The following is a 15,473-nucleotide window of genomic DNA, read 5'->3' as shown; positions in this document are numbered from 1 at the left end:
ATCGTGGCTCATCCGGCTTGTGGGCCGGGCCTCGATCAACAGGCGACACCCCTGGCAGGCAGTCGCTTTCATCAGGGCTTCACACATGAACATCAGATCAACCCTCGCGCACTGTTTCGCGGTATCGGCGCTCGCGCTGGCGGCGGCGCCAGCCATGGCGGCCTGTACCTGGGAATCGAACAACGGCACGCCCAAGCAACTCACACTCGCCGCCGGCACGGTATTCGCGCCGCGTGACGTGCCCATCGGCACCACCCTCAACAACAACGCACCGATCCGCACGGTGCCGTTCAATGACCGCCTGGTGTGTGGCCTGGTCGCGCGCTACAGCACCACGCTGATCGGCCCGCTGGCCACGAATATCCCGGTGGACGTGGTACGGGTGCCGGCCAGTTCGCTGTTGCAGACCAATGTGCCGGGCGTCGGTCTGGCTATCTACATGACCGGGTTTGCGACCCCGTGGCAGGGGCAGGCGGACAACCCGAGCCGGTTTGTCCCGTTCGAACTCAACCTGAATATTTCCTACGCCCTCAGTGGCATGAGTGGCGCGCTGATGCGCTATGCATTGATCAAGACCGGCGACATTGCCCCCGGCACCCACACCATCAATCAACTGGTGGCCAAGGGCGATTCGGACCGTGGACATATCTTCGACCTGACGTTTACCGCCACCGTGACCGTGGCCGGCTGCTCGATGCCAACGGCGCCGGGCGACCAGATCACGGTGCCCATGGGCACCTGGGAGAAACGCGTTTTCAACGGTAAAAACTCCACCACGCCGGCCCAGCCGTTCGCGATCACGCTCAACTCCTGCATCGCCGGCAGTAACTATCCGAGCAACGCCAACGGCTATTTCAATGGCAACTACGCCAACATCCAGATCGATGGCAACAAGACCTCGAACATCCTCGACGCGGCCAACGGCGTCTTGAGCCTGTCGAGCGATTCCACGGCCCAGGGCGTGGCCATCCAGGTGTTGCGCAATGACAACACGCCGATGAACCTCGGCCAGCCGGTGCGCCTCACGCAGATCGTCAATGGCACCACCACGGTGCCGCTCAAGGCGCGATATATCCAGACCGCCGACGGGCCAACACCCACGCCGGGTTCAGCGAATGGCTACGCGAGTTTTTCCGTGACCTATCGCTGAGCTTTCCCCGCGCAACCTCCCAGACGCCACCGGTTCCATGAGCCTGTGGCGTTGTGGTTTTTATGGCGAATGGCCGGAACTTTTTTGTGGGAATTTTCCTACAAGTGGGGCGACGTTTCCTACATTTTCGCACCCCCCATCTTTCGATAATGAACCCAGACGAAACGCGCTGGCCCTTACTCGGGCCGCCACGTCGCCGAGTCTGAAGGCCCTCATTCGGCCACCAGACACTCCTTCATAACTGTGGATGTGATCATGAAAAAGTTTGCTCTCAAAGGTTTGACCCTCGCCCTGGTTCTGGCAGGTGCTTCGCAGGCGGCACTGGCGGCCGACGGCGAAATCAACTTCATCGGCAGCGTCACCGACAACACCTGCCCGGTGGTAGTCGAGGACCTCAACGGTTCGGCCGGTGCCGGTGATGTGGGCCTGGGCAGCGTGCCCGTGACGTCCCTGGCGTCGGCCGGCCAAGTGGCAGGCGGTGGCGCGTTCACCCTGACCATCGACACTACCGCCCCTGGTTGCAGCGTGACCGGCAAGAAAGCCGTGGTGAAGTTCCTGTCCCTGAGCGGCAACGCCGGTGCCAGCGGCCAGTGGATCGGCCTGTCGCCGGAAGCCGGCGTGGCCACCAACGTCGCCGTGCAGATCAAGGATGCCACCGGCAAGGACGTGCAAGTGGGCCTGGAGTCCTCGCCGTACCTGGACCTCACCCAGCCGCTGCGCTTCACCGCCAACTACATCGCTACCGGCGCGGCCACGGCGGGCCCGGCCAATGCCAAGGCGGCGTTCACCGTCGACTACCAGTAAGCCCTGTGCAACGCCCCGGCCCATTTGGGTTGGGGCGCCAAGAGGAGGATCGAGATGAAACGTTTTGTGACCCCTTTCAAAACCACGCCTTTCAAAAGCACGGCGCTACTTGCCCTGATGCTGCTCAGCGGCATCAGCCAGGCCGGTGTGATGCTCGGCGGCACGCGCATCGTGTTCGACGGCAACAAGCGCGACGCCTCTATCACCGTTGGCAACACCACCGCACAGCCCTATGCAGTGCAGACCTGGGTCAACACCGAGGCGGATGACAACACCACGCCGACCCCCTTCGTGGCCACGCCACCGCTGTTTCGCCTGGACCCGCACAAAGAGCAGATGGTGCGCATCCAGAAAGTGCCGGGCGCGCTGCCCGAGGACCGCGAGTCGGTGTTCTATTTCAATGCCCAGGAAATTCCGGTGGCCGCCAAGGCCGACGAGAACACCCTGAAGATCGCCATGCGCACCCGCATCAAACTGTTCTACCGCCCCGCCGGCCTCCAGGGCAATACGCTGGATGCACTGCCGCAACTGCGCTGGAGCCTGGTGCAGGAACAGGGCAAGACCCTGTTGGAGGTGAACAACCCGTCGGCCTTCCACGTGTCGTTCATTGGCGTGAAGGCCATGGGCGGCGGACAGACCGTCGAGGTGGACGAGCCGAAAATGGTCGCCCCCATGAGTCGCCAGCGCTACGCACTGCCGGGGTTCACCGCCCGCACCGGCGAGGTGATGTTCTCCGCCATCAATGATTTCGGCGGCTACAGCGAGCCGAGCAAAGTCGCCATCACCAGCGCCCCCTGACGCTGTCGTCCATTCCCTTGCGAACCTGACCACACGTTGCCGCCGCAGCGTGATGGCCTCGTATTGAGTGCTGCCATGCGAACCTATGCCTTGAACCTTGACTGCCTGACCGTGCCCTTCACGCCTTTGCGTTTGTCCGCCGCCGTGCTGGCCGCGTTGATGGGCGGCGTGGCGTTTGCCGAAGAGCCGGCGAAGTTTGATGCCAGTTTCATGCAGTCCTTTGGTGGTACCAGTGCCGGGCCGAATCTGGACCTGGACGCCATCGCCAACAGCGGCAGCATTGGCCCGGGCACCTACCCGGTGGTGATTCGCCTGAACCAGAGCTTTTTCGATCGGCGCGACATGACCTTCGCCAAGGATGAAGCCAGCGGTGAAGTACGGGTTTGTCTGTCCGAGGCGTTTCTCAAGGAACTGGGTGTAAAGCTGGAGGCGTTCCAGGTGCCGGGTGACGCGTTGCCGGCATGCATTGACCTGGCGGCCATGGTCGAGGGCGCGTCGGTGAGTTTCGACGCCAACCACCTGGCCCTCGATATCAGCGTGCCGCAGATCGCCCTGCGCCGGGATGCGGCCGGTTATGTCGCGCCTCAAGACTGGGACCGTGGCATCAACGCGGCGATGCTCAACTATCAGTTTTCCGCAGCGCAGACCCAGTCGGACCAGCGCGGCAGCGGCAGCCAGTACAACCTGTATGCCAATGGCGGCTTCAACCTGGGCGACTGGCGTTTTCGCAGCAGTTCTTCATTCCGCCAGGACGAAGAGGGCCAGCAGGATTGGCAGCGCAGCAACACCTACGCGCAACGCGACCTGACCGCACTCAAGGGCACCCTGACCCTGGGCGAGAGTTTCACGCCGGGGGATGTGTTCGACAGCATCCCGTTCCGTGGCGTGCAGGTGGCGTCGGACATGGGCATGTTGCCGGACTCGATGCAGGGTTACGCGCCGATCATCCGTGGCATTGCCGAAAGCCAGGCCAAGGTTGAAGTACGCCAGAACGGCTTTTCCCTCTATACCACCTACGTGGCCCCCGGCGCGTTCGAGATCGATGACCTCAACGCCGCCTCGGGCAGCGGCGACCTGGAAATCATCATCACCGAGGCCGACGGTCGCGAGCGCCGTTTTACCCAACCCTACGCCACCCTCGGCAATATGCTGCGAGAAAAGACCTGGCGCTACAGCATGACCCTGGGTGAATACAACGCCGTGGACGGCGGCCAGCGTCCGGCATTTGCCCAGGCTTCGTTGGCCTACGGCTTGCCCTTTGACCTGACGTTGTACGGCGGCCTGCTGGGCGCGGATTTCTACCGCGCCGGGGTGGTGGGCGTCGGCAAGAGCCTGGGCAGCCTGGGGGCGGTGTCGGTGGATGTCACCCAGGCCCAGGCGGATGTGCCCCAGGCGCAGGGCGGCCAGCAAAAAGGCCAGAGCGTGAGTGTGCGCTATGGCAAGGCTTTCGAGACCGGCACTTCGGTGCGTTTTGCCGGGTATCGCTATTCCACCGAGGGCTACCGCGACTTCGAGGAGGCCGTGCGCCTGCAGGACCCCAACGACTATTTCGGCCTGTCCAAGCGCAGCAAGGTCGAGGCCAGTGTCAACCAGGCCCTGGGCAGCCGTGGCTCGTTCTACCTCAACATGAGCCAGCAGCATTATTGGGGGTCTTCGCGCCAGGACAAACAGATGCAACTGGGCTTCAACACCCAGCACAAAGGCGTGACCTACGGCGTGTATGCCAGCAAGACCCTCACCGACAACTACGGCGAGAACAACCAGGTGGTGTTCACCGTGTCGATGCCTATCGGCCAGACCCGCAGCACGGCTACTTACTCGGTCACCCGCAACAATGACGGCAGCCTGGACCAGCGTGCCGGCCTCAGCGGCAACGACGGCAACCTGACGTACAACGTCAACGCCAACCGTTCGGACCTGGCCGGCAACAATGGCTCAGCCCTGGTCGGTTACCGTGCGCCGTATGCCCAGCTGGGTGCAGGTGTCAGCGTGGGCAGTGGCTACCGGCAGGCTTCGGTGAGTGCATCGGGTTCGGTGCTGGCCCATGGCGATGGCGTGGAGTTCGGCCAGGCCCTCAGCGAAACCGTGGCCCTGGTGGAGATCAAGGACACGCCCAATGTCGGCGTGCTCAATGCCCCCGGCACCCTGACCAACAAGAAGGGCTATGCGCTGGTGCCCTACGTGACGCCGTATCGCAAGAACCGCGTGGCCCTGGACACCGGCGAGCTGGACACCAGCGTCGACATCGACGACGGCGTGACCAACGTGGTGCCGCGCCGTGGCGCGGTGGTCAAGGCGACGTTTGCCGCGCGCCGCTCAGAAAAAGTCGTGCTCAGTGTGCGCTTGCAGGATGGCTCGTTGCCGCCGTTCGGCACCACGGTGCTCGACGACAAGGGCGTGAGCGCTGGCGTGGTCGGGCAAGCTGGGCAGGTGCTGATCGCTGTCAACGAGGGCAAGGTCTACAGCATGAAGTGGGGCGAAACCGCCGCGCAGCGTTGCACCGTCGAGTTGGATATCAGCAAGACCGCGCCGGTGGATGGCTACCGGGTGATGGAGGCAGTCTGCAAGGCGCCTTGATGGGGAAGAGGATTTATCTGAAGGCGTATTCGTCGGGAAAATTCCTACAGTTTGGGGGGAAGAAACTTACATTTCCAAGTAAGGCCGACGCTCATGATTCCTCCCGCCATAGAGATGTTTGAACTTCTTCAATAGCCAGGTTGTTAGCGACGCTTTAACTGAAAGAACAGCCAAAACACTTAACGTGTTTTAACGGATGCGCGCTGTTCTTCGGGATGGGGATTTAGATAAGTGTCGGTAGTGTCTGTTTGGGAAGTCGGGTTTCTGGGCCTAACCATAATTAACCCTAGAGTTGAACTCATGAAAAAGATTGTCGCTGTTACTGCCGCTGCTGTTGCCATGGGCCTTGCTTCCTTCGCCAACGCGGCTACGCCGGCGAGCGGTAACCCAGGCACCGTGCGTTTCATCGGTGAGATCGTTTCGGGCGCCTGCGGCATCGACGCCAATTCCCTGGACCAGACCGTGTCCCTGGGCCAGGTGCCATCGAACCAGTTCCGCGCCGTCGGTGATCGCTCCACGCCGACCAAGTTCGACATCATCCTGACCGACTGCGATACCTCCACCCAGCAGAACGCGCGCTTCACCTTCAGCGGCGTGCAAGACCCGGCGGTCCCGGGCTTGTTCGCCACCACCGGCCTGGCCCAGAACGTCGGTATCCGCCTGCAGGCCAGCGCCGGCGAGATGCTCGACAACGGTAAGGAACAAGTTGCACCGGTAGTGCTGCAGAACGGCAACAACACCGTGACCTTCGCCGCCATGTACGAAGCCACCGCCGCCACCGTGACCACCGGTGAAGCGGACAGCGTTGCCAACTTCACCGTGGCTTACAACTGATAGTGCTTTATCGGTTGTGATGAAAAAGGGGCGCGAGCCCCTTTTTTCTTGCCTGTTGCCTGGTTGATAAAAGGGTTATTTCCGTGGGCTGTCGCAAACTTTTCGTGTCTTGCGTATTACTTTCCTGCGCGCGTTATTCCTTCGCGGTGGAGTTTAATTCGGAGTTCTTGAATATCGACTCTGACGATCACGTCAGTCTCGGGCAGTTCACTCAGGCGCATTACACGGTGCCCGGCAGTTATGTGGTGGATATCGTGGTCAACCAACGTTATTTCGGAACACGCTCTATTGAATTCAACAATGGCGGTTCGGCGCAGGACAGTTATGCCTGCTTGCCCGAAGCGCTGGTGGCGACGTTCGGTCTCAAGCCCGAATTGTTCGAAAGCCTGCCGCGCGTTGCCGATGGTCAGTGCGTGGACCTCACCGCGATCACCAACGCCTCGATCAACTACGCGCAGAACCTTGGCCGGCTGGTCATCAGCCTGCCCCAGGCGTCGTTCGAATATGACGACCCCAACTACATTCCACCCGCCGCCTGGAGCGACGGGCTGGACGGTGCGCTGCTGGATTACCGGGTGATCGCCAACCAGCGCCAGTCCACCACCTCCGGCAACTCCACGGTATTGCAGAGCTACGGCACCGCCGGTTTGAACATCGATGCCTGGCGCCTGCGGGCCGACTACCAGGCCCAGCAAGACAGCGGCAGCCAGGGCGGGCGCGGCAATGAGCAGGCGTTCCAGCTCAACCGGCTGTACGCCTACCGCGCGCTGCCGTCGATTCGCTCGAAACTCTCGGTGGGCGAGGACTATCTCAACTCCGACGTGTTCGACACCTTTGCCCTGCGCGGGGTGAGCCTGAGCAGCGATGACCGCATGCTGCCGCCCAATCTGCGCGGCTATGCGCCGTTGATCAGCGGCCTGGCGCGCACCAACGCGAGGGTGACCGTGGCCCAGCAGGGCCGCGTGTTGTATTCCACCACGGTGACGCCGGGCGCGTTCAGCATCCAGGACCTCAACAGCAGTGTGCAGGGCACGCTGGATGTGACCGTGCATGAAGAAGACGGCACCGAGCAGACCTTTACCGTGACCACGGCGGCGGTGCCGTTCCTGTCCCGTGAGGGCGAGTTGCGCTACAAAGTGTCGGCGGGCCAACCGCGCTTGACCGGCAAGGGCGGCACCGAGCCGGGTTTCGTGGCGTCCGAGCTGGCTTATGGCCTGTCCCAGGACTGGACACTCTACGGCGGCGTGCTGGCGGCCAGCGATTACCTCTCCCATGCCGTGGGCTTGGGCAAGGACCTCGGCGTGTTCGGCGCGATTTCCGCCGACGTCACCACCTCCAGGGCCACGTTGCGCAACAGCGCCGAGACCGTGGTGGGCAACTCCTACCGCATCAACTATTCCAAGCACTTCGATGCGATTGGCACCGATTTGCGCTTCCTCGGCTACCGGTTTTCTGACCGGACCTTCACCAACTTCTCACAGTTCGTCGGTGACCCGGACGCCTACTCCCTGAACGCCGGCAAGCAGCGCTATTCGGTGATGCTGGCCAAGCGTTTTGCCTGGCTGTCCACCAGCCTGTCGTTTGACCACTCCACCTATTGGGACGCCGCGCCCTCGGACCGTTTCGGCCTGTCGCTGGCGCGCAGTTTTGCCGTGGGCAACGTCAAGAACATCAACGTCAACCTGTCGGCGTTCCAGACCCGCAACGCGCAGAACCGCGACACCCAGCTGTACCTGGGGGTGAGCGTGCCGCTGGGGGGCAATTCGATGATGTCCGCGACGGTGCAGCGCGCCAGCCCCGGCGCGACGTCAACCAGTGTCGGCTACAGCCACGACGATGGCGAAGGCATGAACTACCAGGTGTACGGCGGCATGGGCGACAACAAATACGTGAATGCCTATGTCGGCAAGCGTGCGTCCACCTACCGCGCCAATGCCTCGGCCACCACCGATGGCAGCACGTACCGCTCGCTGACCGGCGAGTTCGACAGCTCGTTGGTGGTGACCCGCTACGGCGTCACGGCCCATGGCAATGGCTCCAATGGCGATACGCGGTTGCTGGTGTCGACCGACGGCGTGCCGGACGTGGCCTTCACCGGCCAGGCGCGCTCCAACCGCGACGGCTACACAGTGATGGATGGGTTGCCGGCGTTCCAGGCCTATGAGGCGCGGGTGAACATCGAAAAACTGCCGCTCAAGACCGAAGTGTCCAACCCGATCCAGCGCCTGGCGTTGACTGAGGGCGCCATCGGCTACGTCAACTTTGCTGCCGCCCAGGGCTACAACGCCTATGTCGAACTGACCCAGGCCAACGGCCAGGTGGTGCCGTTCGGGGCCTCGGTGCAGGACAAACACACCCACAAGGAAGTCGGCATTGTCGGGGAGGCGGGCATCACGTATTTGCTTGGCGCCAAGGCCGGGGCCGAGCTGGTGGCACGCTGGGACGACAGCCATCTCTGCGCGTTGGCGGTGCTGCCGCCGGAAGACGTCGTGACCAATATCCCGACACCCGTGCGGTGTTTGTGATCCCCCTAATCCGTTGACTTGGAGTGTTCCCTGATGTCTCGATTGATGTTCAACCGTATCGCGCGCCTGGCCGTGCTGTGTGTGCCGTTGTTGGCCAACGCGGCCGTGGTGCCGGATCGCACCCGCGTGATTTTCGAAGAAAGCGCCACTTCGGTGAGTGTCACGGTCAGCAACAAGAACCTGCAACTGCCGTTTGTGGTGCAGTCCTGGATCGAGGACGAGCAGGGCAAGAAAATCACCACGCCGTTCATGGTGCTGCCGCCGCTGCAACGTATCGAACCGAATGAGAGCAGCGTGCTGCGTATTGTGAAATTGCCGCAGACCACGCTGCCCCCAGACCGTGAATCGGTGTTCTACCTCAACATCCGTGAGATTCCGCCCAAGAGCGAGGCGGTCAATGCGATGCAGATCGCCTTGCAGTCGAAGATCAAGTTGTTCTATCGCCCGGCCTCGGTGAAGCGCGAGCGCGGCGCCGACATGGCCGAGGGGCTGAGTCTGGTGATCGACCCGGCGGCCAAGCAATTGCAAGTGAGCAACCCGACGCCGTTTCATATCACCGTGGTCGGCCTGCTGGTGGGCCCGCAGAAAGCCAAGATGCCGGTGGAGACGGTGATGATCGCACCCCATGCCAGCGCACGTTTGCCGCTGGCCAGCCTTGGGTTCAGCGAGTTGCGGGTGTCGAACATGAATGATTTCGGCGGGCAGACCGACACGCTGTTCACCTGCACTGCCACCGCGTGCCAGGCCGTGAAGCCATGACCGGTTGGGGCCCGAGGCTGTGCCTGGCAGCGTTGTTGCTGGTGTTTTCCCAGGCGTCATGGGCGCTGTTGTGCAAGTCACTGGATGACGGCAGTTACCTGAGTGAATACATCGGCCCGGTGTCGGTGCCGGATACGGTGCCGGACGGCACGATCATCTGGCGTTCGAAGACCCATGTGGTGCCGGCCGACTGCTGGAAGCTGCGCGACCTCCACTACCTGGAAGATGACCCGATCTATTTCTACGGTAATCCTGCGGGCCTCAACGCGACGGCCTGGGGTATCGAGTTTGGCCTGGTCTATCGGCAGGTCACGGCTTGGGACGGCGACTGGAGTTCCAACCCGACCCAGGGCGTGAACACCGGTTTCGTTTCCCGTGGCTGTCCTGGGGCGACCAACAATGCCGAGATGCTGCCGTGTTCCCTGGCCCGACCGAGCATCGCGTTCCAGGTGGTGATTCGCAAGCGTGGGCTGCAGCCGCTGCAGCGACCCTCACAGGACACCTACGATGTGTTCCAGTTTGACGGCCTGTATGGCCTTAACGGTGGGCCGAGCAACCCGACCGGCAACTTCCGTTTCCAGCTCAGTGGTTTGCAGAACATCGTCGGCACCGCGTGCACGGTGGACGTCACCGTGACCCCGGAACCGGGCATTGTGGATTTCGGCGTGATCCAGAAAACCACCACCGGTTTCTCGCCGCCCAACCCTACCAAGCCGTTCAGCCTGGCCCTGGAGAAAAAGTGCAGCACCGCCCTGAATATCGGCGCCACGCTGGTGACGGCCAATCAGCAGGGCCTTTACAACGTATTGCCGAAGGCGGACAGCCAGTTCGGCATCCAGGTACGCGACGCCCGCAACAATCTGGTGCCGATCAACGAGCCGTTTCCCCTGGCAGTGTTCGCGGCCAACGTCAGCCACATCGACGTGCCCTTCAGCGCCTCCGTCGTGGCGTTGGGCGACCCGCAGGTCGGGCCGTTTGAAGCGGTGATGGTGGTGCAGGTGATTTACTACTGAGGGTTTGTGTCGGAAATTTCCTACAGCCTGGTCGGATAGAAGCTACGACCTGTGTCCACCTCGCTCGCCACTATGTCGGCTCTCGGTTCGGTTGAGTGATGGGGTAGACGATGACCTTTCCACCAGGACAGGTGCTGGAAAAACAGGCGGGGGAGCGTGGCCTTCTACCCACCGAAGACGAGGTGCGCCGTGGCCTGGCCCTGGGTGAGTTCCGCGCCTGGTTCCAACCGCAACTGCACTTGCACACCAAGGCAGTCACCGGAGTGGAAGCCCTGGTGCGCTGGGAGCATCCGGCGCGCGGTGTATTACTGCCGGCCGATTTCCTGGGGGCGGTGCTGGCCTATGATTTGATCGACCAGATGTTCACGCAATTGCTGGAGCAGGGTTTGGGGTTGCTGGGGATTCTGCGTCACCAGGGCGTGAGCCTGACGCTGGCGTTCAACCTGCATGCCTCGCAACTGGCCAGCCCGGCGTTGGTCGAGCACATCCGGCAGGCCCTGGAACGTCATCGCTTCAAGGGTTCGACACTCACCTTCGAACTGGCGGAAAACGGCGTACTGGTGTGTGCGCCACAGACCCGAGAGAACCTGCTGCGCCTCAAACTGCTGGGTTGCGGTTTGTCACTGGACGATTTCGGCCTGGGGTTTTCCTCGCTCAAGTCGCTGTGCCAACTGCCGTTCAACCAGATCAAGCTGCATGGCAAGTTCGTGCAGCGCCTGGACCGTTTGCGTAACCGCTCGATGGTGGCCGGTACACGGGCGCTGGTGCGTTCGCTGGATATGACCCTGGTCATCGAAGGCGTCAGCAGCCCTCGGGTGTGCGCGGGTTTGCTGGAACTCGGCTGCGAAGTTGGCCAGGGTTATCACCTGGCGCGGCCCATGACCGGAAGGGACTTGTTGCAGTGGCTGGACAAGGCGGTCATTGCGCCGTGAAAACTTCCCTGCACGGCGCGGTAATTCTTAGGAAATTTCCTACAATTGAGCGATGCTCATGTATTTTCGGCGGGTGCATTTCATGGATGAGGCTTAATGGCTTCCATGGCGTTGGCACGCTCGTACGTCGGCTGTCTTACAGAGGTCTGTATGCATAAAGCGATAGTTGTGGACGATCACCCGTTCATTCGCTCTTCCGTCAAGATGTTGCTCAACCAGGAACACTTTGAAGTGGTGGCCGAGGCGGACAACGGTGCCGACGCGGTGCAACTGGTGCGCGAGCATGCGCCGGATCTGGTGGTGCTGGACATCACCATGCCCAAGTTGGACGGGCTTGAAGTGATTTCGCGGATCAGCGGCCTGGGCGTGCCGACCAAAGTGCTGGTGTTGACGTCCCAGTCGGCGCTGTTCTATTCGATGCGCTGCATGAAGGCCGGTGCGGCCGGGTTCATCTCCAAGACCAATGGCCTGGACGAGTTGGTCAAGGCGATCAAAGCGGTGATGGGCGGCTATACCTTCTTTCCCAATCTGGCCACCAGTTCGGTGCGGCGCAGTGATGCCGATGCGACGGACCTGGAGTTGATCCAGAGCCTGTCCGATCGCGAGCTGACGATTTTGCAGCAACTGGCCCTGGGCCTGAGCAACAAGGAAATCGGTGACTCAATGCTGCTCAGCAACAAGACCGTGAGTACTTACAAGACGCGGCTTATCGAAAAACTCAAGGTGAAGTCCGTGGTGTACCTGGCCGATTTCGCCAAGCGCAACAGCCTGATCTAGATGAAGCGATTTCTCGGAACCTACGTGGCCGGCCTGCTGTTGCTGGGGGCGCTGGCGGCGGCACCGCCCGTATTGGCCTCCAGCGAGTCGTTGCATCTGCTCGGGCGTTCGACGGTGGAAGATTACTCGGTCGGCCTCGACGAGCCCGACTGGAACTGGCTGCGCCACAAACGCACGCTGGTGTTGGGCGCTTCGGCCCCGGACTACTCGCCCTTCGGCATGACCGGCAATGGTGACGATTACCAGGGCATCACCGCGGACTATGCACAACTGATCGCGCAGTTGCTGCACATGCAGGTCGATGTGCGCCGCTACAGCTCGCGCGCCGAGGTGATTGCCGCGCTGAAAAGCGGCGAGATCGACATGCTCGGCACGGCCAACGGATTTGAAGCCGCTGACCCCGAGTTGGCCCTGTCCCAGGAGTATGCCAATGACCAGCCAGTACTGGTCACGCGGATTGGTGACAGCCAGAACCTGCCGCCGAACCTGGCGGGCAAGCACGTGGCGATGCTCTATCACTACCTGCCGCCGGACGCGGTCAAGGCGTTTTACCCCGAGGCGACCGTGCAACTGTTTCCGTCGACCTTGAGTGCGATTGGCGCAGTTGCGTTCGGCCAGGCCGATGTCTACCTGGGCGACTCCATCAGTTCCAACTACCTGATCAACAAGAACTACCTGAACAACGTCCAGCTCAGCGACTTCTCGCAGATGGAAGTGCAGCCGTTCGCCTTTGCCGTCAGCCGCAGCAACGAGCGCTTGCTGCGCATCCTCAATACGGCGCTCACGACGATCCCGGCGGCGGAGCGCATGACCATCCTGCGTCGCTGGAGTGCCGGCGGTGCGAGTATGCCGGGTCGGCAGACGTTGCACTTCAGCAACAGTGAACAACGCTGGATGGAGCAGCATCCACGGGTGACGGTGGCGATCAATGAAAACTTCCTGCCGCTGACGTTTGTCGATGAAGACGGCAACTTTCGTGGCATCAGCGCCGATGTGCTGGCCAAGGTCAGCCTGCGCACCGGCCTGCAATTCGATCTGCAGCGGGCCGAGTCGGTGCAGGATCTAATCGACCAGGTCACCAGCGGCAAGGCCGATATGCTGGCCGCGTTTACCCCCAGTGCCGAGCGTGAAAATGCCTTGCGCTTCACGCGGCCGTACCTGACCAACCCGTTTGTGCTGGTCACGCCCATCGGCGATGACAAGCCCCAGATCCTCGACCAGATGGCCGGCAAGCGCCTGGCCCTGGTCCAGGGCAATGTGATGCGCGAATACCTGGTGGAGCAGTTCCCCCAGGTGCAATTGGTGCCCGCACAGAACGCCGTCGACGCCATGGCCATGGTGGCGAAGGGCGAAGTGGACGGCGCGATCAATTCCTTGATCAGTGCGCGCTATATGATCTCCCGGCAGTACCGCAATCGCTTGCAGGTCACCAGCACCGTTGGGACGATGCCAGCGCGGATCGCCCTGGCGACCAATCGCGGCGCGCTGGAGTTGTATTCGATCCTCGATAAGGCGTTGCTCAGCATCACCCCCGAGGAAATGGACGAGCTGACCAACCGCTGGCGCAACGAGGTGGTCATCGACGACAGCTATTGGCTGCGCAATCGCAGCGCGATTCTCCAGGGCTTTGCCATTGCGGCGGTGCTGCTGGCACTGGCCTTGGGCTGGATCGGTTATCTACGCTGGTTGATCGGCAAACGCCGCGAAGCCGAGCGGGCGCTGAGCGAAGAACTCAGCGAGCGGCAGCGCTTGGTGCAGGAACTCCAAGTCGCCAAGGATGATGCCGACGCCGCCAACCGGGCGAAGACCACGTTCCTGGCGACCATGAGCCATGAGATCCGCACGCCGATGAATGCGATGAGGCGGGCTTTTTGTAGAAAATGCTACAATCCAGCATCTACAAGGGTTTGAGACGATATGACTATCAGAAATTCACTGCCCAGAGCCTTCTCTGATGTGTTCAGAGACGATGACACAATCAACGTATACAGCTACATACGTTTTTCATCGAAAGTCCAAGCGCTGGGCTTTGGCGAGGTTCGTCAGCTTGAACAGCTCAATCGCTTTTTCGAGCAATACCCCCAAGCTCGACAAGTCGAGCGATACGAAGATTTGGGCGTGTCGGCTTTCAAAGGCAAAAACCTCAAATCTGGTCAACTCGCAAAATTCGTTGAACGTATCAAGTCAAAAGAAATTCTCCCGAACGCTCTCCTACTGGTCGAGTCATTCGACCGCATTAGCAGGATGGGCGGGTATGACGCTCTTGAACTAATTATCTCTATCATTCAATCAGACTGTTCAATCTATACATTGTTTGACAATCGCTTATACTCAAAGCGAAAAAAAGACAGTAGCGTTGATATTAGCCTTATTCAAAACATCTTGGAAAGGGCAAATGACGAAAGCAAAGCAAAGTCAGAACGCATATCAGACGCAAAAGCCCGAAACCTAATCAAAGGCGAAAATGGCGGAGTAATAACTAGTCGCTGTCCGTTCTGGATTAGTTTTGCTGATGGTAAATTCGTCTTAAATGAACACGCAAATGCAGTTAAACGCATTACAGAGCTTTGCTTTGATATGGGCTTTCAATCAATTGCAAAAGAGCTTAATAATGAAAATCACCCAAGGAAATACACGGATAGCATTGTCGGAAAGGTTCTACATAAGCACGCAATTTATGGATCGTTTCTAGCGATGAAGCTTGATGAAAATGGAGACCGTACAGTTTTTAATAAGGAGATAAAAAGCTATTACCCTGCCGTTATCAGTGAGCCAGAGTTTCACCGAATTAGCGCAAAGCTCAAAGAGCGGCAAGATCCATCGCTTGCAGGTCGAAAAGCACAAGAATTCAGAAATATTTTGCGAGGTTTGGTTTTTTGCAAATGTGGTTCAACGTTTCGTTATCACGCACAAAAAAGTTTATACGTCGATTTGGTTTGTCATGCTTCGACAGTTGGGCAATGTTCTAATGCAAAGCCCGGCAAAGGCGTTAGGCATAGGTATGCTCTTGTAGAGTCAATATTTCTAGCATATCAATCCCTAATTCCATTTCACCAAATCATTGTCAAGACGGATGATATTAAAGCGCTTGAAAAAGAGCATGAAGAAATTTCCGGGCTAATAATCTTGAAAGAGAAAGCGTTAGGTAATAATTTCGCCATTCTCGAACAATCCTCCGAAAGTGCTCAAAAGTATATCTTGGGAAGGATTGATGAAGTGAGCCAAGAGCTAGACAAGCTTAAAGAAGATGAGCATAGGCGGCGGCAAAATCTGAGTGCAACACCTGACCTTTCCGGTACGGTGC

Annotated in this window: 12 protein-coding genes; all 12 read left to right on the top strand. The window is 60.2% G+C overall.

What is annotated here, in order from left to right:
* Positions 1–85: 85 nt before the first annotated feature.
* Positions 86–1,150, top strand: a complete 1,065-nt coding sequence (locus H096_RS05145; RefSeq protein ID WP_033897131.1) for a fimbrial protein — start codon at positions 86–88, stop codon at positions 1,148–1,150.
* 255 nt (positions 1,151–1,405) lie between these two features.
* On the top strand, positions 1,406–1,954 hold the full coding sequence (locus H096_RS05140; protein WP_033897130.1) for a fimbrial protein: 549 nt from the start codon (positions 1,406–1,408) through the stop codon (positions 1,952–1,954).
* A gap of 54 nt (positions 1,955–2,008) precedes the next feature.
* Positions 2,009–2,752, top strand: a complete 744-nt coding sequence (locus tag H096_RS05135; protein WP_082461418.1) for a molecular chaperone — start codon at positions 2,009–2,011, stop codon at positions 2,750–2,752.
* Positions 2,753–2,827: 75 nt separating this feature from the next.
* Positions 2,828–5,329, top strand: a complete 2,502-nt coding sequence (locus tag H096_RS05130) for a fimbria/pilus outer membrane usher protein (protein WP_033897129.1) — start codon at positions 2,828–2,830, stop codon at positions 5,327–5,329.
* A gap of 300 nt (positions 5,330–5,629) precedes the next feature.
* Positions 5,630–6,163, top strand: a complete 534-nt coding sequence (locus tag H096_RS05125) for a fimbrial protein (protein ID WP_033897128.1) — start codon at positions 5,630–5,632, stop codon at positions 6,161–6,163.
* A gap of 83 nt (positions 6,164–6,246) precedes the next feature.
* Positions 6,247–8,688: a fimbria/pilus outer membrane usher protein gene (locus H096_RS05120; RefSeq protein WP_346963006.1), complete on the top strand. Its 2,442-nt coding sequence runs from the start codon at positions 6,247–6,249 to the stop codon at positions 8,686–8,688.
* Between the two features lie 33 nt (positions 8,689–8,721).
* Entirely contained in the window at positions 8,722–9,447 is a 726-nt protein-coding gene (locus H096_RS05115) for a molecular chaperone (RefSeq protein ID WP_033897126.1), read from the top strand.
* On the top strand, positions 9,444–10,460 hold the full coding sequence (locus tag H096_RS05110; protein ID WP_033897125.1) for a fimbrial protein: 1,017 nt from the start codon (positions 9,444–9,446) through the stop codon (positions 10,458–10,460). The genes H096_RS05115 and H096_RS05110 overlap by 4 nt, the downstream gene beginning before the upstream one ends.
* A 110-nt stretch (positions 10,461–10,570) precedes the next feature.
* The gene (locus H096_RS05105) at positions 10,571–11,392 is read left to right on the top strand and encodes an EAL domain-containing protein (protein ID WP_051421946.1); all 822 of its coding nucleotides are present in this window, start codon (positions 10,571–10,573) and stop codon (positions 11,390–11,392) included.
* Between the two features lie 150 nt (positions 11,393–11,542).
* A complete protein-coding gene (locus H096_RS05100) occupies positions 11,543–12,169 on the top strand; it encodes a response regulator transcription factor (protein ID WP_033897124.1) in 627 nt (208 codons plus the stop codon).
* On the top strand, positions 12,170–14,080 hold the full coding sequence (locus H096_RS05095) for a transporter substrate-binding domain-containing protein (protein WP_241495481.1): 1,911 nt from the start codon (positions 12,170–12,172) through the stop codon (positions 14,078–14,080).
* Between the two features lie 6 nt (positions 14,081–14,086).
* On the top strand, positions 14,087–15,473 hold a 1,387-nt coding region (locus tag H096_RS05090), incomplete at its 3' end, for a recombinase family protein (RefSeq protein ID WP_051421945.1).

Source organism: Pseudomonas sp. FH1, from assembly GCF_000510895.2.
Lineage (GTDB): Bacteria > Pseudomonadota > Gammaproteobacteria > Pseudomonadales > Pseudomonadaceae > Aquipseudomonas > Aquipseudomonas azotoformans_A.
The sequence above is the reverse complement of the archived record's forward strand: the minus strand, read 5'-3'. Positions and strand labels throughout refer to the sequence as shown.